The organism is Agromyces archimandritae (genome assembly GCF_018024495.1).
Taxonomy (GTDB): Bacteria; Actinomycetota; Actinomycetes; order Actinomycetales; family Microbacteriaceae; genus Agromyces; species Agromyces archimandritae.
The window spans coordinates 2,201,472-2,223,524 of record NZ_CP071696.1 but is presented as its reverse complement, the minus strand read 5'-3'; the positions used below and the strand labels follow the sequence as shown (position 1 = coordinate 2,223,524).

The window sequence follows — 22,053 nt, the reverse complement described above, 5'->3', positions numbered from 1 at the left end:
GAGGTTCCGCAGATCGTTGAACGCCCGACCGGCCGAGTCATCGCGCGCCGGTACTGGAGGGGCGGTCACAGGAGCACCGCCAGTGCCACCCTCAGCTTCGGGAGTGCTTTCGGGAATGCCGCCGCGATTTTCAGCAGCTTCGACGGCGAGCTTCCGCGTCGTCGCAGCCATCGACGGAGGGCTTCGTGCGCCACGTCGTCTCCTTCACGGTGCATGAGACGAAACGTGTCGACGATCGCTCGCTCCGCCGAATACACGGCGACACGGACCCCGCCGCCGGCATCGATGAACTCGCGGCCGAGCGCGAAGGTCGCATCGTCGAAGCTGTGCCACACGACATGCTCGAAGCCCGCGGGGTGTCGGACGCCTCGGGGCAGGGCGATATCGCTTGCGAACGGGATCGCGTCACTCAGGTCGTGGTGCACGAGTGCGCTCGTCAGGCACAGGGTCGAGGCCGGATGTATCGCCGATGCCGCAGCGAGCGAGATGAACGCGGGGTCCACGACATCGGACCGAATGAAGACGCCTCGGCCGATGCGTTCGATTTCTCCGCGATCGAGCATTCCGTACACCTGGTCCTTCCGCACACCGCTCCGTCGTGCGGCATCGAGCGTGAACGCAGCAGGCAGATCGAGGGACATCATCAACTCCTAACTGTCTGCAGGCAGATAGTATCTGTGTACAGTTCGGAAGACAAGGCGCGCATACACGGGGGATCCACGGCATCCACACGCCTCCACGCACGGAGCGGCCGCACATCGAGCGATCGCGTCAGTCGACGTCGAGGGTGATCTGCCGGATGACGGCCTGCGGGACGACGGAGCCGCTGTCGACGGCGTCGGCGTAGCAGTCGATCGTGAGGACCGGGGCGACGCCGGCGTCCGGCATCGAGCGGGCTCGGACGAGCATCAGGTGTTCGACGCCGTCCAGCCGATACCGCACGAGGTCCTCCGAGAATTCGATCTCGCTCGAACCGTCCGGAGTCGCCGCCGGCACCCGCACGACGGCGGTGCCGTGCGAGACGAGGTCCTCGAAGTCGGCGAGCAGCATGTCGAGGTAGGACTCGGTGTCGGCCGCATCCGAGATCGGGGCAGGGTCGAAGGTCACGGTCTCGGCGTAGAGCAGGCAGGATTCGTGCTCGAGCTGGAAACCGGGCACGTCGTCGCCGGGATCGACCTCGACCCAGCCCGCGATCGTCGGCGGCCGGTGCCAGTCCGCGGAGAGCCCCGGGAAGTCCTCCTCGAGCGGCAGCCGTTTCGGGAAAGCACCGGGCTCGACGGGTTCTTCGGGAACGAAGATGTCCGGGTCGCGGTACGGCGCGGCATCCTGTACGCCCTCGCGCGCCGACTCCTCCAGCGCCCACTGCCAGACGAGCAGCCCTTCGGGCGTCTCGCCGCGTGCGACGACGCCGGCCGTGATGCCGCCGAGCGCCCCGAACAGCGAGGCCGCCGACGCCCCGAGCACGCCGGCGGCGAGCAGCGCCCAGCCCCATGACGGCATTCCGCGACGGAACGGGCTCGGTTCGGACGCGGCGGGCGCGCGCGGGGGTTCTACGGTCACGGTCGGGCCTTCCTGGGGGCGGTGTCGGGGAGCACCGACCGGATGCTATCCGGCGCCGCACCGGCGGGTCAGTCCCCCGTTCGGGGGCGTCCTTGCGCGCGACGGTCGCCGTCGATAGCGTCATCGCATCTTCCGAGGATGGATGCCGATGCCCCGATCGACCCGACGCTCCACGGCACCTGCGGCACGGCCGACCCGGCCGGGCGCGTTCCGCCGCTTCGCACGCGACCGCGGCCGCATCGCCGTCACCGGAGCGCTCGCGCTCGCCGGCCTCCTCGTCGGCCTCCTGCCGGCGGGCTTCGGCTGGGTCCTGCACGGCTCCGACGCCGAACGCGGGCCGTACGACCTCATCGTCACGGCGGGCGCGGAGGCGTTCCCCGACGGCCTCGTCCCACCGGGCTTCGTCACCGAGGAGCGGATGAGCCTTGACGAACTCGACATCGTCCGCGGTATCGAGGGGGTGGGGGTCGCAGCGCCGTTCGGGCTGGTCGCCGCAGCGAACTGGCCGAACATCGACCCGCGGTATTCGGTCGAGCTCACCGACTCGACGACGCCGGATCCGCAGGCCTTCCGCACCAACCTCACCGTCACCACAGATGACGGAACAGGTGAACGGCTCGTCAGCGAGCAGGAGATCATCATCTCCGTCGACCGCTCGGACGCACCGCCGACGCCGGTCGAGCCGGTCCTGCAGGACGGCCAGTGGACCTGCGTGCGCCCGGACGGCGGCTGGACCATCACCTCGGAGAAGCCGGCACCCGGCGCCTGCGCCGAACCGCAGTACCACGTGGCGATCCAGCCCACGGCGAGCAACGCGTCGACATATGTGAACGGGATGGAGGAGGGCGAAGCCCTCTTCACGCTCACGATGACGCCGCAGACCGGGCAATGGGTCGCCCTCCTCGACCCGATCGCCGAGGCCGAACTCGCCGGGCCGGGCACGGCCCTCGACGAGCTGGCCGCCTACGAGCGTGCCTCCGCGGCCGGCGAACTGGCTTCGTGGCCGGAGGACCACGACGGCGACGCGGCCGAGGCGATCCGCTGGTACGTGGAGCACACCGAGGAGCCGCTCTCGAGGATCCGCCCGGCGATCGTGCTCGACACGCCGCGGGCCGTGCTCCGGCACACGCTCGACATCGCCGCGCTCGGACCGACCGCGATGCTGGGCGACGGCACGCCCCGCTACACCCTCCTCGACGAGCGCCCCAGCGAGCCGGTGGGGTCGATCGACCTCGATCTCGGCGACCGCACCGCGCCCTTCGCGACCCAGGACGTGCCGCGCGTGCGCTGGCCGGCGGGCCCGGTGCTCGACGGGGAGCCCGTGCCGTTCCGATCCTGGAGCTTCGCCGACGACGTGCTGCCGGCTCGACCGATGGCGTACGAGGGCGAGCGGATCGTGCCGCAGAAGCCGGCGGCGATGCGCTCGGCCTGGCTCGACGTCGACGCGCGGACGACCGCATACCAGGGGCTCGACCTCGGCGGAGGCACCGCCGGTTCGGTGCAACCGTCGACGGGCTTCGTGCCCGTCGCGGATGCCGACGCATCCGCCGTCGCGATCGACGGCGCCCTCGGCTCGGGCCCGCGCCGGCTCGTCGCCGATGCCGAGGGCACGCCCGTCGACGCCGTCGAGCTCCTCCCGAGTCTCAGCGGCCTCGGCATCGGCAGCGGCGCCCCCGGCGTCGTGACCTCCTTCGCCGCTTTCGGTGAGACCCTGCCGCCGAACCCGATCCACGCGATCCGCGTGCGCATCGACGGCGACCCGGCGACTCCCGCAGGTTTGCGGGCGCTGCAGGACACGGCCGAGCGCATCCGGGCGGCGGGCTTCGGCGTCTCGGTCGCCGCCGGCGCCCACGAGGTCGAGCGGGAGTTCGTCGTCGACGGATACGCGTACGGCACGGACGCCGCCGGGCTCGCGGGCGGCTCGGGCGCCGGCACGGGCGCTGCAGCGAGCAGCATCCGCTCAGTCGGGGTGGCCGCCGCCGGCGACGACCGGATCGGCGTGCTCGGCACGATCCGCGAGACGTGGACGAAGCTGCCCGCGGCAGACGCCGCCGCAGCGCGCCCGGATGCGCCGGCGAGCGCCGCCGCGCTCCTCGCGCTGACCGCCGCGCTCGGCCTGCTCGTGCTCGCCGAAGCACGACGCATCCGCCGCAACCGGGACGAGGCGCTCGTACTGCGGAGCCTCGGCCGCCCGACCGCGAACGTGTTCTGGTGGTTCGCCGGCCCCGCGACGATCACCTTCGGCATCGTGCTCGTCGTGACGCAGGCCGCGCTCGCCGTCGGCGGGGGTGCGTGGCACGCCGAAACGCTCCAGGCGTTCGCTGGCGCGGTGCTGCTCGTCGAGGCTGCCGCGGTGACGGCCGTGCTGCGGCTCGCGCGACCGGGCACGGCGCCGCACTGGCTGCCGCGCCGGATGCCTCGGTGGGCGCCGCACCTGGTCGTGGCTGCCGGCTGGACGCTGATCGCGGCATCCATCGCCGTCGTCGCCCTGCTCACGGTCGAGGAGGTCCGCGCGACCGGCGCGGCGTTCTTCGCCGAAGCCGCGGGCGACGCCTACTATCTCGTGCCGCTCGCCCTCGCCGTTCTCGCGGGCGCGGCCGGCCTGCTGCTGGCCGTGCGCGGCCGGAGACGGGCATGAGCCGAGCGGGCACGGTCGGACGACCCGGCGAGCCGGCACGGCCGGCCCCGCCGGGCGCGTTCCGTCGCTTCGCACGCGACCGCGGCCACATCGCCGTCACCGGAGCGCTCGCGCTCGCCGGCCTCCTCGTCGGCCTCCTGCCGGCGGGCTTCGGCTGGGCCCTGCACGGCGCCGACGCCGAACGCGGGCCGTACGACCTCATCGTCACGGCGGGCGCCGAGGAGGTGGAGGCCTCTGCTTCGGAGGACGCGCCCACCGGGGGTGCGGACGCGACGGACCCGTTTCCCGGCGGCCTCATTCCGCCCGGCTTCGTCACCGGGCATCGTCTGAGTCTCGAAGCGCTCGAGCAGATCCGCGGCGTCAAGGGGGTCGAGGTGGCCGCGCCGATCGGCACGCTGCTGGCGCCCGTGTCGAACTGGGTGCAGCCGCAGTTCGTGGCCGCCGCCGATGTCGGCAATACCGAGCCGAACCCGCAGGCGTTCCGCGCCGTCATCGAAACCTACGCCGATGACGGGACGGGCGAACGGATGGTCGACCGCGCGGTGGCGACGCTGTCTCTCGACCGCTCGGAGGTTCCGGGGCGGGTCCTGCCGCCGGAGGAAGCCGGTGAGGGCACCTGCACGGTGGACGGCGTGGTCGTCGACATTCAGAGCGCTGCCGCCGAGCCGTGCCGGACGATGCCGTACGACCACCTCATCATGAGCATCGAGAACTCCAGCGCGACCGCGACGTACACCACCAACGCCACCAGCGACGCCGGTACCCTGCAGTTCTCCCTTTCGATGCTCCCCGGGCGGGCGACATGGGCGGCGGTCATCGACCCGGTCGCCGAGGCGGCGCTGCTCGGCGAGCCGGGTCCGCTGCAGAGCCTCATCGACTTCGAGGCCGCGCGGGACGCCGGTGATCTCAGACCGTGGGTGCTCGCGATGGGCGGCGAACAGCGTGACGGCCTCATCGCCTATCTCGATGAGGCCGAAGAAGCCGGTGCAGCTTCCTGGCCGGGTTGGCTCGACAGTATGCTGCCCGTCCTCACCCTCGAGAGCGCCGCCCCGGGCACGCTGCGGCAGCGCATCGGCATCGAACCGCTCGGCCCTGCACCCGTCGATGCCGGCGGCAACATGCGCGTTTGGGACATGGGCGATGCACCGGCGACCGGCCCGATGCAGTGGACGGACATCCCGCTCGACGACCGCGTCAGCACCTTCAAGGCGACCGATCCCGTCGTCCGACCCTGGCCGGATGCCCCCGCGGAGCCCCCGGCGGACCGCGACGTGCCGGTGTGGATGACCGGCATCGACGGGCGACCGATGCCCGCGGCCCCGCCCGTGATCGACGACGCCGGGCATCGTGCGCCTGCGCAGTACTTCAGGTTGCCGGCGACCATAGCGAACTCGTCCGACCCCACCGAGACCGCCGACGCCGCCGATGACGCGGCGATCGCCGGATACCTCACGACCGATCCCCGGGCTTCCCGCCTCTCGTCCGGAAGCGAAATGCGCCTCCCCGTCGACGCCGGCAGCGTCGACCCCGAGACGCTCGCGATCGACGGGGCCCTCGCGGGCGGCCGCACGCTCGTCGCGGACGCCGACGGCGAACCGATCGATCCGGTGCGGTTGCGTTCGAGCCTCACGGGCGTCGGGGCGGGCGACGGCGAGCCGGGGCTCATCGTCTCGTTCGATGCGCTCGGGTCGATGCTGCCGCGCGATCCGATCCACGCGGTGCGGGTGCGGGTGGCGGGTGCGGATGCCGGCCGCCCCGCAGCCGTGCGGGCGATCGAGCAGACCGCGACCCGCCTCGAGCGCGCGGGCTTCGTCGTCACCCCGGCGGCCGGGATGCGTGAGATCGAACGCGAGTACGTGCTCGACGGGTACCGCGACGCCGACGGCATCCGCACCCTCGGCACGGTGCAGGAGAGGTGGACGGAACTGGCCGCGACCGATGCCGCCCCTGGCCCGCTCGTGCAGGGCACCGCGTGGCTCGCGGCCGCTGCGGCGCTCGTGGGGCTCGCGGCATTCGAGTTCGCCGGGCTCCGCCGCCGCCGCGACGAGGCGCTCGTGCTGCGAAGCCTCGGCCACCCGGCCGCGAACGTGTTCTGGTGGTTCGCCGGCCCCGCGGCGATCACCTTCGGCGCCGCCCTGCTGGTCTCGCAGGCGGCGCTGGCGATCGCGCGCGCAGCATGGGCGTCGACGATCGCCGAGACCCTCGCGGCAGGTGCGCTCGTCATCGGCGGTGCGTCGGCCGCGGCGAGCGTCGTCGGCCCCGAGTGGATGCCGGGTCGCACCGCGACCCGCGTGCTCGGCGCCCTCCGGCATCCACTCGCCGCCGTCGTCGCCGGCACCGTGCTGCTGCTGGCCGCCCTCGCCGCCGCGACCGCCCTCACCGTCGCCGAGGTGCGCGCCGCCGGTGCCGCGTTCTTCGCCGACGCCCCCGCCGACCCCTACTATCTGGTGCCGCTCGCCCTCGCGCTGCTCGCGGCCGCGGTCGGCGCGGCGCTCGCCCTCCGCGGCCGCGCGGCCGGGCGGCGGGAAGCACGCCGCCGGGCGGATCCTCGAGAACCCGGCCGGGCGGGAGACGTCACGGAGGCGGCCGGATCGTGAACACACCCATCGCATACGAGGACGTGACGGTCGTCTGCGCCGACGGCTACCCGCTCGCGGCCCGGGTGTTCCGGCCGGAGCCGGCGAACGACCGGAAGCGCACCGTCGTGATCACGGCGGCGACCGGGGCGAAGGCGTCGTATTACTGGCGGTATGCGGGCTTCCTCGCCGAGCAGGGATTCCGGGCGCTCGTGGCCGACTACCGGGGCGTCGGCCGGTCGGCGCCGGGCCGCGGCGCCGTGGATCTCCGCCGCCTGACGGCACGCTGGCACGAGTGGGGCACGCTCGACGCCGACGCCCTGATCGGCTTCGCTCTCGCGGAGGGCGCGGGCCGGGAGATCGTCGCGGTCGGGCACAGCTTCGGCGGTTTGGCGCTCTGCCTCGCCCCGCAGGCCGGAACGATCACGCGGCTGCTCACGGTCGGCGCGCAGCACGCGCACTGGCCCGACTACGCGCGCGGCGAGCGTGCCCTGATGGTGTGGCGGTGGCACCTGGTGATGCCAGCCGTTTCGGCCCTGTGCGGGTATTTTCCGGGGCGTCGGCTCGGGTGGATGGAGGACGTGCCCCGCGGCGTCGCCCTCGACTGGGCCCGCGGGCGGAAAGACTTCGCCCGCACTATCGGCCAGGGCGGAGAGGAGATCATGGCCCGGGTCGCCGAGCTCGAACCCGACGTGCTCGCCGTCGCCGCCGGCGACGACCCGTTCGCCACCGACGCGGCGACGGCTCGCCTGCTCGGCTACCTCCCGCGGGCGCGGGCCGAGCAGCGCCGCGTGGATCCGGCCGCGGTCGGCGTGACGAAGATCGGCCACCTCGGCCTGTTCCACGACCGCTTCCGCGAGACCCTGTGGCCGGCCTCGGCGGCGTGGCTCGGCGGCGGGGGAACGGCCGCCTGCCGCCCGACGGTCGAGTAGGCGCGCAGCGCCGTATCGAGACCCTGCGGAAAGGTCTCGATACGCTCGCTGACGCTCGCTACTCGACCGGCGGTCGGGTCGGGTCGGGTAGGCGCGCAGCGCCGTATCGAGACCCGGTGGAATGGTCTCGATACGCTCGCTGACGCTCGCTACTCGACCGGCGAACGGGTCGTCGGTCGAGTAGGCGCGCAGCGCCGTATCGAGACCCGGTGGGAAGGTCTCGATACGCTCGCTGACGCTCGCTACTCGACCGGCGGACGGGCCGACGGTCGAGTAGGCGCGCAGCGCCGTACCGAGACCCTGCGGAAAGGTCTCGATACGCTCGCTGACGCTCGCTACTCGACCGGCGGGTGGGCCTCGATACGCTGCTTCGTCGCTCCTCGACCGGCGGTCGGATGTCGATTTCGGGTTCCCCCGTTCGTCGTCAGTGCGTAGCGTGACCGAGAGAGAGGATTCCGACATGGAATACGCGCTGTTCTACACGCAGGGTGCCGACCCGCAGCCCTACGACCCCGCCCTCGACGACATCGCCGAATGGGATGCCGACGGCATCGCCCGCGGCGTCCTCGAGTACGGGGAGCGGTTGCGGCCCGAGCACGACGCGACGACCGTGCGGGTGCGCGGCGGCGAACTGCTCATCGCCGACGGGCCGTTCTCGGAGGCGAAGGAGGCGATCGGCGGTTTCGACGTGATCGACGTGCCGAGCCTCGACGAGGCCATCGAGATCGCCTCCCGGCATCCCGTCGCCCGCTTCGGGGAGGTCGAGATCCGGCCGTTCTGGCGCGGCGAAGGCGGGGTGGTCGCCGACGGCGACCGGCTCGTGCCGGACGGCTTCGACGCCGAACCGAAGCCCGGCCGCAGCCGGTACCTGCTGCTCGTCGTCGCCGACCCGAACGGGGAGGACGTCGACGAATCCCCCGAAGCCTGGGTGGCCGAAACCGGCGCGAACGGCGAGCGCCTGTTCGGCAACCGGCTCCAGGCGCCCGACGCGACGACGCGCGTGATGCTGCGGGGCGGCGAGCTCGTCGTCAGCGACGGGCCGCTGACCGAGGCCAAGGAATGGATCGCCGGACTCGACCTGCTCGACACCGCAGGCCTGGCCGACGCCGTCTCGATCGCGGCCCGGCACCCCATGGCACGCGCGGGCACGATCGAGCTGCGGCCGCTCTGGCCGCTCGACGTGCACGCCGACCACGCCGAGCGCACGCGCCGCGAAGCCGCCGAGTCCGCGCAGCGCACCGAACCGCGCCTGACAACGGGCCCGGGCGCATCCGCCCCGCGCGCGGAGGTCTGGCGCTGAGCCGGCAGGCGTCGACCCCGGACGCGTCGGCCCCGGATGCCGGGGCCGACGCCGGGGTCGACGCCGCGCTGCGGGCGGCGTTCACCGAGGAGTGGGCGCACGTCGTCGCCACGCTCATCCGCACCACCGGCGACTGGGACGTCGCCGAGGAAGCGAGCGCGGCCGCATTCGAACGCGCCGCCCGGACCTGGCCGCGCGACGGCATCCCGAGCCGGCCCGGCGCCTGGCTCACGACGACGGCCCGCCACCTCGCCCTCGACCGGCTGCGCCGCCGCAGCGTCGAGGTCGAGAAACTGCGCGAGTGGCGCGACGTCGAAGAACCCGGCGGCCCGCCCGACCCGGCCGACGCCGTCGCAGCCGACGCCGACGCCGAGTGGGTCGACGACCGGCTGCGACTGATCTTCACCTGCGCGCATCCGGCGCTCGCGATGGATGCCCGGGTCGCCCTCACCCTCCGCACGGTCGGCGGGCTCGCGACCGGCGAGATCGCCCGCGCATTCCTCGTGCCCGAAGCGACGATGGCGCAGCGCCTCGTGCGTGCCAAGCGCCGCATCCGCACCGCCGGCATCCCGTACCGGGTACCGCCGCCCGAGGCCCTGCCCGAACGCCTCGACTCGGTCCTCGCCGTGCTGTACCTCGTGCACAACGAGGGGTACCTCGCATCGAGCGGCGAACGGCTCATGCGGGTCGACCTGTCGACCGAGGCGATCCGGCTGACCCGGCTCGTCGCCGGGCTGCTGCCGCACGAGACCGAGGCCGAGGCCCTGCTCGCCCTCATGCTGCTGCAGCGGGCGCGGACGGCCGCGCGGGCGGCCCCCGACGGCGGGCTCATCCCCCTCGAACTCCAGGACCGCAGCCGCTGGGACCGCACCGACCTGACCGAAGGCCTCGCGATCCTCACCCGGCTCGGCTCCGGGCCGGTCGGCGCATACCGGCTGCAGGCCGAGATCCAGGGCGCCCACGCATCCGCCGCGACCGCCTCCGACACCGACTGGCACCGCATCCTCGCCTGCTACGACGGCCTCGCGGCCCGCTCCGATTCGCCGTTCATCGCCCTGAACCGGGCGATCGCCGTCGGCATGGCCGACGGCCCGGAGCGCGGCCTTGCAGAACTCGCCGCCCTCGAAGCCGGCGGCGGCCTGGGCGCCTACCACCTGCTGCCGGCCGCGCAGGCCGACTTCCACCGCCGCGCCGGCGACGCCACTGCCGCACGGCGCTGCTATCGCCGCGCGATCGGGCTCGCCCCGACCGCCGTCGAACGCCGCTACCTCGAAGGCCGCCTCGCGGCTCTCGGAGCCTAGAGCGACACGCCCACGAGCACCGGCTCGGGGTGCAGCACGACACCGAACTCGGCATGCACACGGTTCTGCACGAAGCGGGCGAGCTCGGCGATCTCGGCGGCCGTCGCCCCGCCGCGGTTCGTGATCGAGAGGGTGTGCTTCGAAGAGACGCCCGCGCGCGAGGCCGGCAGGGCGAAGCCGCGGTGGATGCCCGACTGCTCGATGAGCCAGGCCGCCGACAGTTTCACGAGCGTCTCGGCCGGCTCCTCACCAGCGGGCGGCGCGGCCGACTCCTCGGCGTCGCGTTGGAAGGCGAGGAACTCGTCGAGCGGGGATGCGTCGGCGGCATCGGCGGCATCGAGCGGCACGATCTCGTCCGGGGTCTCCTCGGCGAGCACCCAGCGGGGCGCATCGGCCGGCAGGGTGCGGGCGAAGCGCTCGGTGACGATCGGGTTCGTGAAGAACGAGCCGGCGCTGGCCGTGTCGGGGTCGGCCGCGTCCAGCACCATGCCCTTCGAACGACGCAGCCCCAGCACCGATTCGCGCACGCGCGCGAGCGGCACGCGGTCGCCGAGTTGCACGCCGAGGGCGTTGGCGAGCTGGGCGTAGGCGATGGGCTGCCCGAGGGCGTCACCGAGCACCTCGCGTTCGGCGGCCGTGTCGTGCAGCTCGAGTTCGATCGAGACGACGATGCCGGCCAGGCCCTGCTTCAGCACGGAGGTGCGGTAGCCGAGTTCGAGCTCGGCGGCGCTCATCCGCACGGGGGCGTCGGCCCCCTCGGCGAGGAAATCGATCGCGACGAGCGATTCCGACAGCTCCTGCCCGTAGGCGCCGATGTTCTGCACGGGCGCCCCGCCCGCCAGGCCCGGGATGCCCGAGAGCGCCTCGATGCCCGAGAGCCCCTGCTCCACCGCCCAGGCGACGAGCCCGTCCCACGACTCCCCCGCCTGCACCCGCACCCGCACCCGGCCCTCGGCGGCTCCGGTCGCCCGCTCGATGCCGCGGGTCGCGATCCGCAGCACGGTGCCGTCGAACCCGTCGTCGCCGACGAGCAGATTCGAGCCGCCGCCGACGACGAGCAACGGTTCGCCGTCGGCCCAGGCACGGCCGGCGAGGCGGGCGAGCTCGGCCGGGTCGGTTGCGGTCTCGAGGCGGGCGGCGGGGCCGCCGACCCGCAGGGTGGTCAGTTCGGAGAGGTTCGTCACGGCATCCACACCCGATCAGTCGAGCCGCACGCGGACCTGCGCCTTGCCGAGCACGGTCTCCTCGCCGACCTTCACGGTCAGGTCGATGCGGGCCTCGCCGGCCTCCTCGTCGAGCACGGCCACCTTCGCGAGCACCGACACGACGACGCCGATCTCGGGGTCGACGACGACCGGGCGGGTGAAGCGCACCCGGTAGTCGAGGATGCGGGCCGGGTCGCCGAGCCAGTCGACGACGGGCTGGACGGCCAGGCCCATCGTGAGCATGCCGTGGGCGATGACGCCGGGCAGGCCGACGGTCTTCGCGACGTCGTCGCGGTAGTGGATCGGGTTGAAGTCGCCGGATGCGCCGGCGTAGCGGACGAGGGCGTCGCGGGTGAGCGGCACCGAGTCCTCGGCGATGATGTCGCCGACCGAAAGGTCGGATCCGGGCGCGCGCATCAGGCCTCCCCCCGCACGACGAGCGTCGAGATCGCGGTCACGACGTGCTCCCCGTCCTGATCGGTGATCGTGGATTCGGCGGTGACCATCGCGTTGCCGCCGAGGGTCTTCACGCCCGTGACGGCGAGCCGGGCGATCAGTTCGTCGCCGGCGACGATGGGTCGCGTGTAGGCGAACTGCTGGTCGCCGTGCACGACGCGCGAGAAGTCGATGCCGCCGTCGGGTTCGGCGAGCAGCTGCGCGAGGGTCGCCTCCTGGATGACGACGGGGAACGTCGGCGGGGCGACGAGGTCGGCGTGCCCGGCTTCGCGGGCGGCGTCGACGTCGAAGTTGACGGGGCTGGTCGCGAAGACCGCGCGGGCGAACTCGCGCACCTTCTCACGACCCACGAGATACGGTTCGGTCGGCGGGAACTCACGGCCGACGAGCGCTGGGTTCACTGACACCCCGTCAGTCTACGGGCCCGGCCCGGGCACGTTCGGGGCGAGTGGATGCCGGGCGAGTGGATGCCGGGCGAGTGGATGCCGGGAGCGCCGCCCACCGGCATCCACTCGCCGCGATCACGACACGGGGACGAGCGTGTACTTCGTGTCGAGGTACTCGTGGATGCCCTCGAGGCCGCCCTCGCGACCGATGCCGGACTGCTTGATGCCGCCGAACGGGGCCGCCGCGTTCGAGACGAGGCCCGTGTTCAGGCCCATCATGCCGGTGGCGAGGCGGTCGATCATGCGGTGGCCGCGGCCGAGCGATTCGGTGAACACGTACGAGACGAGGCCGTACTCGGTGGAGTTGGCCAGCGCGACCGCCTCGTCCTCGGTCTCGAAGGTCGCGATGCCGAGCACCGGTCCGAAGATCTCCTCGCTGAGGATGCGACTGCCGGGCGCGACGCCCGAGAGCACCGTCGGCAGGTAGAAGGATCCCGCGCCGTCGGGCGCCTGCCCGCCGATGCGCACGGTCGCACCGCGCTCGACGGCGTCGGCGACGAGTTCGGCGGTGGTGTGCACGGCGTCGTCGTCGATGAGCGGGCCGATCGAGACGCCATCCTCGGTGCCGCGGCCGACCTTCATGGCCTCGACGCGCTCGGTGACGCGCGTGGCGAACTCCTCGGCGACCGCGGCGTGCACGATGAAGCGGTTCGCGGCGGTGCAGGCCTGGCCGATGTTTCGGAACTTCGCGAGCATCGCGCCTTCGACGGCCTTGTCGAGGTCGGCGTCGTCGAAGACGACGAACGGGGCGTTGCCGCCGAGCTCCATGCTGGTGCGGAGGATGCCCTGCGCGGACTGCTCCATGAGCTTGCGGCCGACCTCGGTCGAGCCGGTGAAGCTCAGCTTCCGCAGGCGCGGGTCGGCGATGATCGGTCCCGAGAGGGCGCCGGAGCTCTTGGAGGTGACGACGTTCACGACGCCCTTGGGCAAGCCGACCTCTTCGAGGAGGCGGACGAACGCGATCGTCGTGAGCGGGGTGAGCGAGGCCGGCTTGATGACGACGGTGCAGCCGGCGGCGAGCGCGGGGGCGATCTTGCGGGTCGCCATCGCGAGCGGGAAGTTCCACGGCGTGATGAAGAAGGAGGGGCCGACGGGCCGCTGCGAGACGATCATCCGCCCCGTGCCCTCGGGGTTCAGGCCGTAGCGGCCGGAGATGCGCGGCGCCTCCTCGCTGAACCAGCGGAGGAACTCGCCGCCGTAGGCGACCTCGCCGCGCGCCTCGGCGAGCGGCTTGCCCATCTCGAGCGTCATGAGGAGCGCGAACTCCTCCTTGCGCGCCATGAGCGCGTCGAAGGCGCGGCGCAGCAGTTCGCCGCGCTCGCGCGGGGCGGTCGCGGCCCACTCGTCCTGCACGGCGACGGCGGCGTCGAGGGCGCGGATGCCGTCGGCGGGGCTTGCGGACGCGATCGTCGCGATGACCTCGCCGGTGGCGGGGTCGGCGACCTCCATGGTGGCGCCGCCTTCGGCATCCACCCATTCGCCGCCGATGAAGAGACGGTTCGGGACGTTGGCGAGCACGTTCTGCTCGGTTTCGCTGAGGGCCATGCGGCCATGCTACGCGCGCGGGGTGGATGCCGCCTCGCCACGGTGTACAGTAGCTCGATCCTGATTCGACACTCTGTATAACCATGTTCCCCACGCTCCGCACCCTGCTCGCACGCCCCGAGCTCGCCCTCGCGCTCCTCACCCCCGAAGCCGAGCTGCCCGAGGGCGCCGTCGACGCCGCCGTCGGCTGGGCGCACCCCTCCGAACTCGGCGACCCCACCCCGTTCCTCGACGCCGGGCATCTGCTGCTGACCACCGGCACCGCGTTCCGCGAAGGCGGCGGCCCCGACCTCGACGCCGAGTTCGCCGACGACTACGTGCGGCGGTTGCGCGCCGCCGGCGTCGCCGCGCTCGGCTTCGGCTCGGGGGTCGTGCGACCCGTGCCGCCCGAGCTGGTGGATGCGTGCCTGCGGCACGGGCTGCCGCTCGTCGAAGTGCCCTACCGGGTGCCGTTCATCGCGATCGCGCGCACCGTCGCCGACCTCATCGACGACGCCCGGCACGAACGGCAGCGCTGGTCGCTGGCCGCCCAGCGCGCCATCTCGCGCGCCGCCCTGCGCCGCGACGGGCTCTCGGCCACGATCGACGAGCTCGCCCGACAGCTCGGCTCATGGGTCGGCCTCGTCGGCGTCGGCGGCGGCATCGACCGCGAAGCACCCGCCGGGCGCCTCTCGGCCGCACAGCTGACCGCCGTCACCGACGCCGCACGCGAGCTGCTCGCCCGCCGCCGCCGCGGCAGCCGCGTCATCGACGCCGACGGCGTCCGCGTCGAACTGCAGACCCTCGGCGCCGGCGACGCCCTCCGCGGCGTCCTCGCCGTCGGCGAGAGCCCCGAACTGGATGCCGCCGGCCGCGACCTCGTGGATGCCGTGATCGCCCTCGCCGGCTTCGCCCTCGAACAGCATCGCGACCTCGGCCGCGTCGAAACCCGGCTGCGCACCCGGCTGCTGCCCGGCATCCTCGCCGGCGACGCCGCAGCCGACGCCGTCGCCGCCGAACTCTGGGGCGCCCTGCCGCCCGGGCCGCTGCGGGTCGCCGTCGCCGCCGACCCCGGCGAATCGGAGCCGGCGCTCGAGCGGCTCGGCTCGGGCGAGGGCCGCTTCCATGCTCGGGATGCCGGGCGCATCGTCCTCGTCTGCGCCCCCGGCGACGATGCGCCCGCCCGCCTCGCCGCCGCACTCGACACCGCCGTCGGCGTCTCGGGCGCCGAACCCCGCGAACGGCTCGCGCTCGCCCGCGACGAGGCCGAGCGCGCCCTCGCGGCCGCCGGCGCCCCCGGCGTGCACGAGGCCGGCGGGGGGCTGCGCGCCCTGGCATCCACCCCCGAAGCCCGACGGCTCGCACGCGCCGAACTCGCCCCCCTCGCCCTGGCCGACCCCGACGGGGTGTTGCTGCGGACGCTCCGCACCTGGCTCGAGCACGGCGCGCAGTACGACGCCGCCGCGCGCGAGCTCGGGGTGCACCGCCACACCGTGCGCAACCGGGTCGCAGCCGCCGAGCGCGCCCTCGGGCGCGAGCTCTCGAGCTTCCCCGCCCGCGCCGAGCTCTGGGCGGCGCTCGTCGCCGCGGGCCCGCCGCCCCTGCCGCCGGTCGAGTAGCGACGAAGGAGCGTATCGAGACCCCCCAGGCACCGGGTCTCGATACGGCCGCAGGCGGCCTACTCGACCGCCGGGTGTCGCCGGTCGAGGAGCGACGAAGGAGCGTATCGAGACCCCTGGAACCAGGTCTCGATACGGCCGCAGGCGGCCTACTCGACCGCCGGGTGTCGCCGGTCGAGGAGCGAGGCACGAGGCACGAGGCACGAGCGTATCGAGACCCCCGGGGCACCGGGTCACGATACGGCCGCAGGCGGCCTACTCGACCGGCGGGGGCGGCGGCGCCCAGGCGAGCTCGCCCGAGACGAGGCGGTCGATGAGGCGGGCGACCCAGGCACGCTCGGCGCGGAGGCGGGCGCCCTCGAAGTCGGCTTCGACGAGGAGGATCTCGGGCAGCTCGGCCGCCTCCGCGAGGTCGGTCTTCAGTTGCGCGAGCGCGAGGTCGAGGGATGCGAGGCGGGCCCGCAGCGCGGTCACGGCGTCGCCCCGACCGAGCACGCCCATGTAGGAGAGCGCGGCGTACGTCAACGTCGCGTCGGGGTCCGGGGTGGCCAGCAGCAGCGCGACTCGCCGGCGGAGTTCTGCGCGGCCGGCGTCGGTGAGGGCGTAGACGGTGCGTTCGGGGCGGCTGCCGTGCTGCTCGGTGCCGGCGGGGGCGATGAGCCCGGCGTCGGCGAGTTTGCCGACCGCGTGGTAGAGGCTGCGCGGAAGCCCCGTGACGAAGTCCTTGCGGGTGTCGACGAGGAAACGGTGCAGGTCGTACGGATGCCGGGGGCCGGTCGTGAGCAGCGCGAGCACGCTGAGGGCGACGAGGTCGCGTTCGGTTCGGCTGAGCTGCTGCCGCGGCATGGCGTCAGTGTATCGTCGGTGCTAAAATTATGGCAGATTGCACTAATGCAGTACGCATGGAGGAGATCATGGACGACATGCAGACCGGCGCGAACAGCGCGCAGCAGTCCGGGGGTGCGGATGCCCTGGCGCGCCCCACGGCATCCACCGACGGCGTGCTCGCCGCCCTCGACGAGATCCGCGCAGCCTGGGACGCGGGCGACGCATCCGCCTACGCCGGGCGCTTCACCGAGGACGCGAGCTACGTCATCTTCGCGGGCCTCCACGACCTCGGGCGCGAGAGCATCCGCCGCACGCATGTGCCCGTGTTCGGCAAGTGGCAGAAGGAGTCACGGATGACGATGCGGGTGCTCGACCTGCGTTTCCTCTCGGCCGACGTCGCCGTCGTCCTCACCGAGGGGCACGTCGGCACGGGCCCCCGCCCGCCGCGTCGCTTCGACAAGGTGCAGACCTTCGTCATGGTGCGCCGGGGCGGCGAGTGGATGTGCGCGGCCTTCCAGAACACGAAACGCAACCGGCTCTTCGCCTGGGTCAACCGCCTCGCCGACCGGCGCTGACGCATCCGCCGGTCGAGGAGCGACGAAGGAGCGTATCGAGACCCCCGGGGCACCGGGTCTCGATACGGCGCTGGCGCGCCTACTCGACCGCCGGGTGTCGCCGGTCGAGGAGCGACGAAGGAGCGTATCGAGACCCCCCAGGCACCGGGTCTCGATACGGCCGCGAGCGGCCTACTCGACCGACGGGTGTCGCCGGTCGAGTAGCGAGGCACGAGCGTATCGAGACCCCCGGGGCACCAGGTCTCGATACGGCCGCGAGCGGCCTACTCGACCGACGGGTTCGCATCCGCCGGTCGAGGAGCGACGGAGGAGCGTATCGAGACCCCCCAGGCACCGGGTCTCGATACGGCGCTGCGCGCCTACTCGACCGACGGGCTAGCGTGGAGGGATGTTCGACTCGTACGTCGCCATCGGCGACAGTTTCACCGAGGGCGTCGGCGACGAGCTGCCCGACGGCAGTGTGCGCGGCTGGGCGGATCTCGTCGCGCTCGGCCTCGCGCAGGCCGCCGCCCCCGAGCCGGTGCGGTACGCGAACCTCGCGATCCGCGGCAAGAAGCTCGGCCCCATCATCGACGAACAGCTCGACGCGGCGATCGCCCTGAAGCCCGCGGTACTGAGCTTCAACGGCGGCGGCAACGACATCCTGCGCCCGCGCATGTCGGTCGAGACGGTCGCCGGGCGCTTCCGCGACGCGATCGAGCGCATCCGCGCCGCCGACATCCACGTGCTCATGCTCTCGGGAGCGAACCCGTCGGCGAACCTGCCGCTCGGCGGCGTCTTCGACGGGCGAGGAAACGAGCTCACCGCCGCGCTCCGCGACGTCGGGGAGCAGCCCGGCGTCACCTTCGTCGACAACTTCTCGGACCGCGGCCTCCGCGACATCCGCTACTGGTCGGCCGACAAGCTGCACCTGAACGCCGCCGGCCACGCCCGCGTCGCCTCGAACGTGCTCACCGCCCTCGGCGTGCCCGTGCCGCCCGAGTGGGGCGTCGCCGAGGTCGCCGCCGAACCGCCGGGGCCGAAAGCGCGCAACACCGCCGCCTACTACCGCGAATACGTTCTGCCGTGGATCGGCCGCCGCCTCACCGGCCGCTCCTCAGGCGACGGCCGCGCCGCCAAGCGCGCCGAGCTCGATCCGGTGGAGCTCGAAGCGGCCGGCTGAGCGCCCGCGCGCTCCCGCTCCACTTCTCCACCGCCCCTGGAAGCGGCACCAGCGGGGGCGGATGACCTCGTGTGACGCTGCGTTGAGCGGTGTGACGGGAGTGCTTCCGGTGCTTCCGGTGCGCGCGTAGCGTCGCCGCATGGGCAGCATCGGGATCGCGAGCGGGCAGGGACTCGGGGCGGAGGAGCGCCGCTGGATGCCCGCGTCGCCCGGCGGACCCGCGCGGAGCGCGCCGCCCGGCGGCGCCCCGGCGGGCCGGCCCGCAGTGCCGATCACGCCGCTCGCGGTGCTCGCCGATTCGGGGCTCGAGGTTCCGGTGCTCGGCGGCGGGGCGGCGCAGCACACGAACCTCGACCTCGCGGCATCCGCCCCCGCCCTGGCCGGCGTCGCCCGGCACGTCGCGAGCGTGCTGCCCTGGTACTCCAGCGTGCACCGGGGGTCGGGGTTCGCCTCGGAGACGGCAACGGCGCTCGTGGAGGGCGCACGGGCATCCATCGGCGAACGGCTCGGCGCCCGCCCCGACGACCTCGTCGTCTTCACCCGGAACACCACCGACGCCCTCGCCCTGCTCGCCGGCGCCGTGCCCGGCGAGACCGTGGTGCTCGACATCGAGCACCACGCGAACCTGCTGCCGTGGGAACGCTACGGTCGTCGCGTCGTGCGCGCCGCGCCGACGATCGCAGAGACCCTCGCCGCGGTGGATGCCGAACTCGCCCGCCGCCCCGCGGCGCTCGTGTCGGTGACCGGCGCCTCGAACGTCACCGGCGAGCTGCTGCCGCTCGAGCGCTTCGCCGCCGTCGCCCACGCGCACGGTGCACGCCTCGCGGTGGATGCCGCCCAGCTCGTCCCGCACCGTGCCGTCGACCTCGCCGCGGCCGGCATCGACTACCTCGCCGCCTCCGGCCACAAGGCGTACGCGCCCTACGGCGCCGGCGTGCTCGTCGGGCGCGCGGACTGGCTCGACGCCGCCCTGCCCTACCTCGCCGGCGGCGGCGCCGTCGAACGCGTCGACCTCGACCGCACGAGATGGAAGACCGGGCCGGAACGCCACGAGGCCGGCACCCCGAACGTGCTCGGCATCACCGCGTTCGCGCGCGCCCTCGACGAGCTCGCCGCCCTCGGCGACGCCCGCCTCGCGCACGAGGAAGCCCTCACGGCGCGGCTCCGCGACGGACTCGCCGCACTGCCCGGGGTGCGGCTGCTCCGCGGATTCGACGACGCCGAAGACGCCGTCGGCATCGCCGCCGTCGAACTGGAGCGCGGCCGCGTCGGCCTCATCGCCGGCGCCCTCGCCGCCGAGCACGGCGTCTCGGTGCGGGCCGGGCGCTTCTGCGCGCACCCCTTCTTCGACCGCATCGCCGCCCGCTCGAACGGGCTGCGGGCGAGCATCGGGGTCGGCACCTCTTCTGCCGACGTCGACCGCTTCCTCACCGCCCTCGGCGGGCTCCTCGCCGACGGCCCCCGGCACGCCTACGAACGCGGCCCGGACGGCTGGCGCCCCGCGCACGACGACCGCCCCCGCCCGGATTTCGCCGCCTGAACGCGCGTGCGGATGCCGCCGCGCACCCCGGGCGGGGGGCGCGCACCGCGTCCATCGCCCGGCGGGCGCGGGCGGGCGCCCGGCATCCACTCGGGGCCCTCGGTTACGATGACGGGGTGTCTCGCGCCCGTCGTTCCGCCCGCACACGTTCCGCCCTCGCCGCAGTCGCGGCGACCCTGCTGCTCGCCGGCTGCGCCGTCAACGAGCAGGGCGATCAGTGGAGCGAACTCGAAGGCACGCTCGACGGGGCCGGCTCCTCGGCGCAGGGCGCCGCGCAGGACGCGTGGATCGCCGGCTTCCAGCGGCAGAACGCCCGCGTCACCGTGAACTACGACCCCGCGGGTTCCGGCGCCGGCCGCGAGCAGTTCCTCGTCGGCGCCGTCGGCTACGCCGGCAGCGACTCCGCGCTCTCCGCGAAGGAGCAGGAGGGCGAGCTCGCCCGCTGCCGCGGCGGGGCGGGCGCCGTGAACCTGCCGCTGTACCTCTCCCCCATAGCGCTCGCGTACCACGTGCCCGGCGTCGACGAGCTGCGCCTCGACGCGGCCGCCGTCGCCGGCATCTTCACCGGCGACATCGAATACTGGAACGACCCGGCCCTGGCCGCCCTGAACCCCGACGCCGACCTGCCCGAGCTCCGCATCTCGGCCGTGCACCGCTCCGACGACTCCGGCACCACCCGCAACTTCACCGAATACCTCGCCGACGCCGCACCCGAGGCGTGGCCGCACGAGCCCGCCGACGCCTTCCCCGTCTCCAACGGCGAAGCCGCGCAGGGCAACTCCGGCATCGCCGCCGTCATCCGCGACGGGGTCGGCGTCATCGGCTACGTCGACGCATCCCGCGCCGTCGGCCTCGACGTCGCCTCGCTCGCCGTCGGCGACGGATTCGTCGCCCCGACCGCGGACTCGGCCGCCGCGATCATCGACGCCTCCCCCATGGAGGCGGGCCGCGCCGACGACGACCTCGTCGTCGACGTGCAGCGCGACGCCAGCGAGGGCGAGGTCTACCCGCTCGTGCTCGTCAGCTACGTCATCGCCTGCCGCGAGTACGCCGACCCCGACGAGGGCGAACTCGTGCGCGCCTACCTCGAGTGGGCTGCGTCCGCAGAGGGGCAGCAGCAGGCCGCGGCGGATGCCGGATCGGCACCCCTCTCGGAGGGCATGGCCGAGCGCGTGCGCGCCGTCGTCGACGCGATCCGCTGATCGGGAGCGCTGCGGAATCCACACCCGGGAAGCCGCTCGGCGTCGCTCGATAGACTCCCGCCGAGGGGGATCGGGTGGAGGAATCTGAACACCGGCGACGCATCCGCACCGTCGAACCGCTCGCCGTCGTGCGCCGCACCGTGCAGTCCGCGTCCCGCGTCGAAGCCGGGGCGCTCATCGCCGGCGCCGTCGCGGCCGCGCTCGGCTTCCTCGGCGGCCTCGCCGTCGCCTGGGGCCGGCGCCTGCCGCTCAGCGGCATCGATTCGCTCGGCGAGTACGTCGCGATCGGCGGCGCGCTGCTGTCGGCGGCCGGATTCGTCGCCGGCTATCTCGTGCAGGGCCGCTCGGGCGGCAGCCGATACGCGCAGCGCACGGGCCGGCCGGCGCGCATCCTCGACGTCACCGCGCTGACGCTCACGCACGCCGCCCTCGTCGTCATGCTCGCGACGGGTGTGTTCTTCGTGCTGCAGGAGGCGTTCATCGGAGCGACCCTGTACACGCTGCCGTCGGCCCTCATCGCCGGCGGCGTCGGCGCCGTGACCGCCTACTACGGGTACCTCTCAGCATCCGCCATCGACGCGGCGAGCGTGGCGAACCTGCTCGCCGTCTTCCTCGTCGGCGGCGTGCTCACGAGCATGCTGAACGCCGACGACCCGCACTGGTGGGAGGCGAACATCTCCGCGCTCGGCATCGCCCGCGGCTTCTCCGGGTACTCGTTCACGGTCACCGTGGTGCTCGGCGGCATCATCCTGACGACCCTCGCGCGCTTCATCGGCGGCGAACTCGACGAGTGGGGCCGCGGCCGCGGGCCCGCGACGGCACGCGGCATCCGCCTGACGACGTGGGCGCTGATCGCGATCGGCGTGTGCCTGATCGGGGTCGGCCTCGTGCCGGTGGATCTGTCGGAGCCGGTGCACAACACCTTCGCGACCGGCATGGTGCTCGTCTACGTCGCCCTCGTCGTCGGGCTCAGGTGGCTGCTGCCGGGCTTCCCGAACGCGTTCCTCATCGCCGGGTACGGGTTCCTCGTGATCATCGCGGTGTCGGCGCTGCTGTTCATCCCGTTCGGCTATTACAACCTGACCGCGGTGGAGCTCATCGCTTCGGCGCTGATCTTCACCTGGCTCATCGTGTTCATCCGCAACATCACGGCCTCGGCGAAGGATCGCGAGCACGCCGGGCCGTAGGC

The 22,053-nt window shown here is 73.5% G+C and carries 18 protein-coding genes; 11 read left to right on the top strand and 7 right to left on the bottom strand.

Annotated elements, in window-relative coordinates; genetic code table 11:
* Positions 1-65 precede the first annotated feature (65 nt).
* Both G127AT_RS10115 and G127AT_RS10110 read right to left on the bottom strand, forming a co-directional pair.
* Positions 66-641, bottom strand: coding sequence for a type IV toxin-antitoxin system AbiEi family antitoxin domain-containing protein (locus tag G127AT_RS10115; protein WP_244857519.1), 576 nt, complete (start codon positions 639-641; stop codon positions 66-68).
* A gap of 130 nt (positions 642-771) precedes the next feature.
* A complete protein-coding gene (locus G127AT_RS10110) occupies positions 772-1,500 on the bottom strand; it encodes a hypothetical protein (RefSeq protein WP_210896529.1) in 729 nt (242 codons plus the stop codon).
* A gap of 208 nt (positions 1,501-1,708) precedes the next feature.
* On the opposite strand from G127AT_RS10110, the gene G127AT_RS10105 reads away from it, so the two are divergent.
* From G127AT_RS10105 to G127AT_RS10085, 5 genes are all read left to right on the top strand, one after another.
* The gene (locus tag G127AT_RS10105) at positions 1,709-4,198 is read left to right on the top strand and encodes a hypothetical protein (protein ID WP_210896526.1); all 2,490 of its coding nucleotides are present in this window, start codon (positions 1,709-1,711) and stop codon (positions 4,196-4,198) included.
* Positions 4,195-6,795, top strand: coding sequence for a hypothetical protein (locus G127AT_RS10100; RefSeq protein ID WP_210896524.1), 2,601 nt, complete (start codon positions 4,195-4,197; stop codon positions 6,793-6,795). Before G127AT_RS10105 ends, G127AT_RS10100 begins: the two co-directional genes overlap by 4 nt.
* On the top strand, positions 6,792-7,706 hold the full coding sequence (locus G127AT_RS10095; RefSeq protein WP_210896522.1) for an alpha/beta hydrolase family protein: 915 nt from the start codon (positions 6,792-6,794) through the stop codon (positions 7,704-7,706). The genes G127AT_RS10100 and G127AT_RS10095 overlap by 4 nt, the downstream gene beginning before the upstream one ends.
* A 460-nt stretch (positions 7,707-8,166) precedes the next feature.
* Positions 8,167-9,006: a YciI family protein gene (locus tag G127AT_RS16325; protein WP_342344036.1), complete on the top strand. Its 840-nt coding sequence runs from the start codon at positions 8,167-8,169 to the stop codon at positions 9,004-9,006.
* Positions 8,976-10,307 carry an RNA polymerase sigma factor gene (locus G127AT_RS10085; protein WP_244857966.1) on the top strand — a complete coding sequence of 444 codons (1,332 nt, stop codon included), beginning with the start codon at positions 8,976-8,978 and terminating at the stop codon, positions 10,305-10,307. Before G127AT_RS16325 ends, G127AT_RS10085 begins: the two co-directional genes overlap by 31 nt.
* Here the strand turns inward: G127AT_RS10085 and G127AT_RS10080 are convergent.
* The 4 genes from G127AT_RS10080 to G127AT_RS10065 all read right to left on the bottom strand — a co-directional run bounded on the left by G127AT_RS10080 (position 10,304) and on the right by G127AT_RS10065 (position 13,959).
* Positions 10,304-11,500, bottom strand: coding sequence for a UDP-N-acetylmuramate dehydrogenase (locus G127AT_RS10080; RefSeq protein WP_425305854.1), 1,197 nt, complete (start codon positions 11,498-11,500; stop codon positions 10,304-10,306). The genes G127AT_RS10085 and G127AT_RS10080 overlap by 4 nt on opposite strands.
* Positions 11,501-11,506: 6 nt before the next feature.
* The gene (locus G127AT_RS10075) at positions 11,507-11,929 is read right to left on the bottom strand and encodes a MaoC family dehydratase (RefSeq protein ID WP_210896518.1); all 423 of its coding nucleotides are present in this window, start codon (positions 11,927-11,929) and stop codon (positions 11,507-11,509) included.
* Positions 11,929-12,375: a MaoC family dehydratase N-terminal domain-containing protein gene (locus G127AT_RS10070; protein WP_210896516.1), complete on the bottom strand. Its 447-nt coding sequence runs from the start codon at positions 12,373-12,375 to the stop codon at positions 11,929-11,931. The genes G127AT_RS10075 and G127AT_RS10070 overlap by 1 nt, the downstream gene beginning before the upstream one ends.
* Positions 12,376-12,489: 114 nt before the next feature.
* Positions 12,490-13,959, bottom strand: coding sequence for an NAD-dependent succinate-semialdehyde dehydrogenase (locus G127AT_RS10065; protein WP_210896514.1), 1,470 nt, complete (start codon positions 13,957-13,959; stop codon positions 12,490-12,492).
* A gap of 83 nt (positions 13,960-14,042) precedes the next feature.
* Between G127AT_RS10065 and G127AT_RS10060 the strand changes: the two genes are divergently transcribed.
* Positions 14,043-15,557 (top strand): PucR family transcriptional regulator, encoded by a 1,515-nt coding sequence (locus G127AT_RS10060; RefSeq protein ID WP_210896512.1) that lies wholly within the window; start codon positions 14,043-14,045, stop codon positions 15,555-15,557.
* A 255-nt stretch (positions 15,558-15,812) separates the two neighbouring features.
* Here the strand turns inward: G127AT_RS10060 and G127AT_RS10055 are convergent, their stop codons facing one another.
* Entirely contained in the window at positions 15,813-16,403 is a 591-nt protein-coding gene (locus tag G127AT_RS10055) for a PadR family transcriptional regulator (protein ID WP_210896510.1), read from the bottom strand.
* A gap of 68 nt (positions 16,404-16,471) precedes the next feature.
* Here G127AT_RS10055 and G127AT_RS10050 point away from each other — a divergent pair, with 68 nt between their 5' ends.
* The 5 genes from G127AT_RS10050 to G127AT_RS10030 all read left to right on the top strand — a co-directional run bounded on the left by G127AT_RS10050 (position 16,472) and on the right by G127AT_RS10030 (position 22,051).
* Positions 16,472-16,960, top strand: a complete 489-nt coding sequence (locus tag G127AT_RS10050; protein WP_210896508.1) for an SgcJ/EcaC family oxidoreductase — start codon at positions 16,472-16,474, stop codon at positions 16,958-16,960.
* A gap of 388 nt (positions 16,961-17,348) precedes the next feature.
* Complete coding sequence (locus G127AT_RS10045; protein ID WP_210896506.1) at positions 17,349-18,122, top strand: SGNH/GDSL hydrolase family protein; 774 nt, start codon at positions 17,349-17,351, stop codon at positions 18,120-18,122.
* Positions 18,123-18,261: 139 nt separating this feature from the next.
* Positions 18,262-19,662 carry an aminotransferase class V-fold PLP-dependent enzyme gene (locus G127AT_RS10040; RefSeq protein ID WP_210896504.1) on the top strand — a complete coding sequence of 467 codons (1,401 nt, stop codon included), beginning with the start codon at positions 18,262-18,264 and terminating at the stop codon, positions 19,660-19,662.
* 116 nt (positions 19,663-19,778) lie between these two features.
* A complete protein-coding gene (gene pstS, locus G127AT_RS10035; protein ID WP_210896502.1) occupies positions 19,779-20,864 on the top strand; it encodes a phosphate ABC transporter substrate-binding protein PstS in 1,086 nt (361 codons plus the stop codon).
* A 74-nt stretch (positions 20,865-20,938) separates the two neighbouring features.
* Entirely contained in the window at positions 20,939-22,051 is a 1,113-nt protein-coding gene (locus tag G127AT_RS10030; protein WP_210896500.1) for a DUF998 domain-containing protein, read from the top strand.
* Positions 22,052-22,053: the final 2 nt, after the last annotated feature.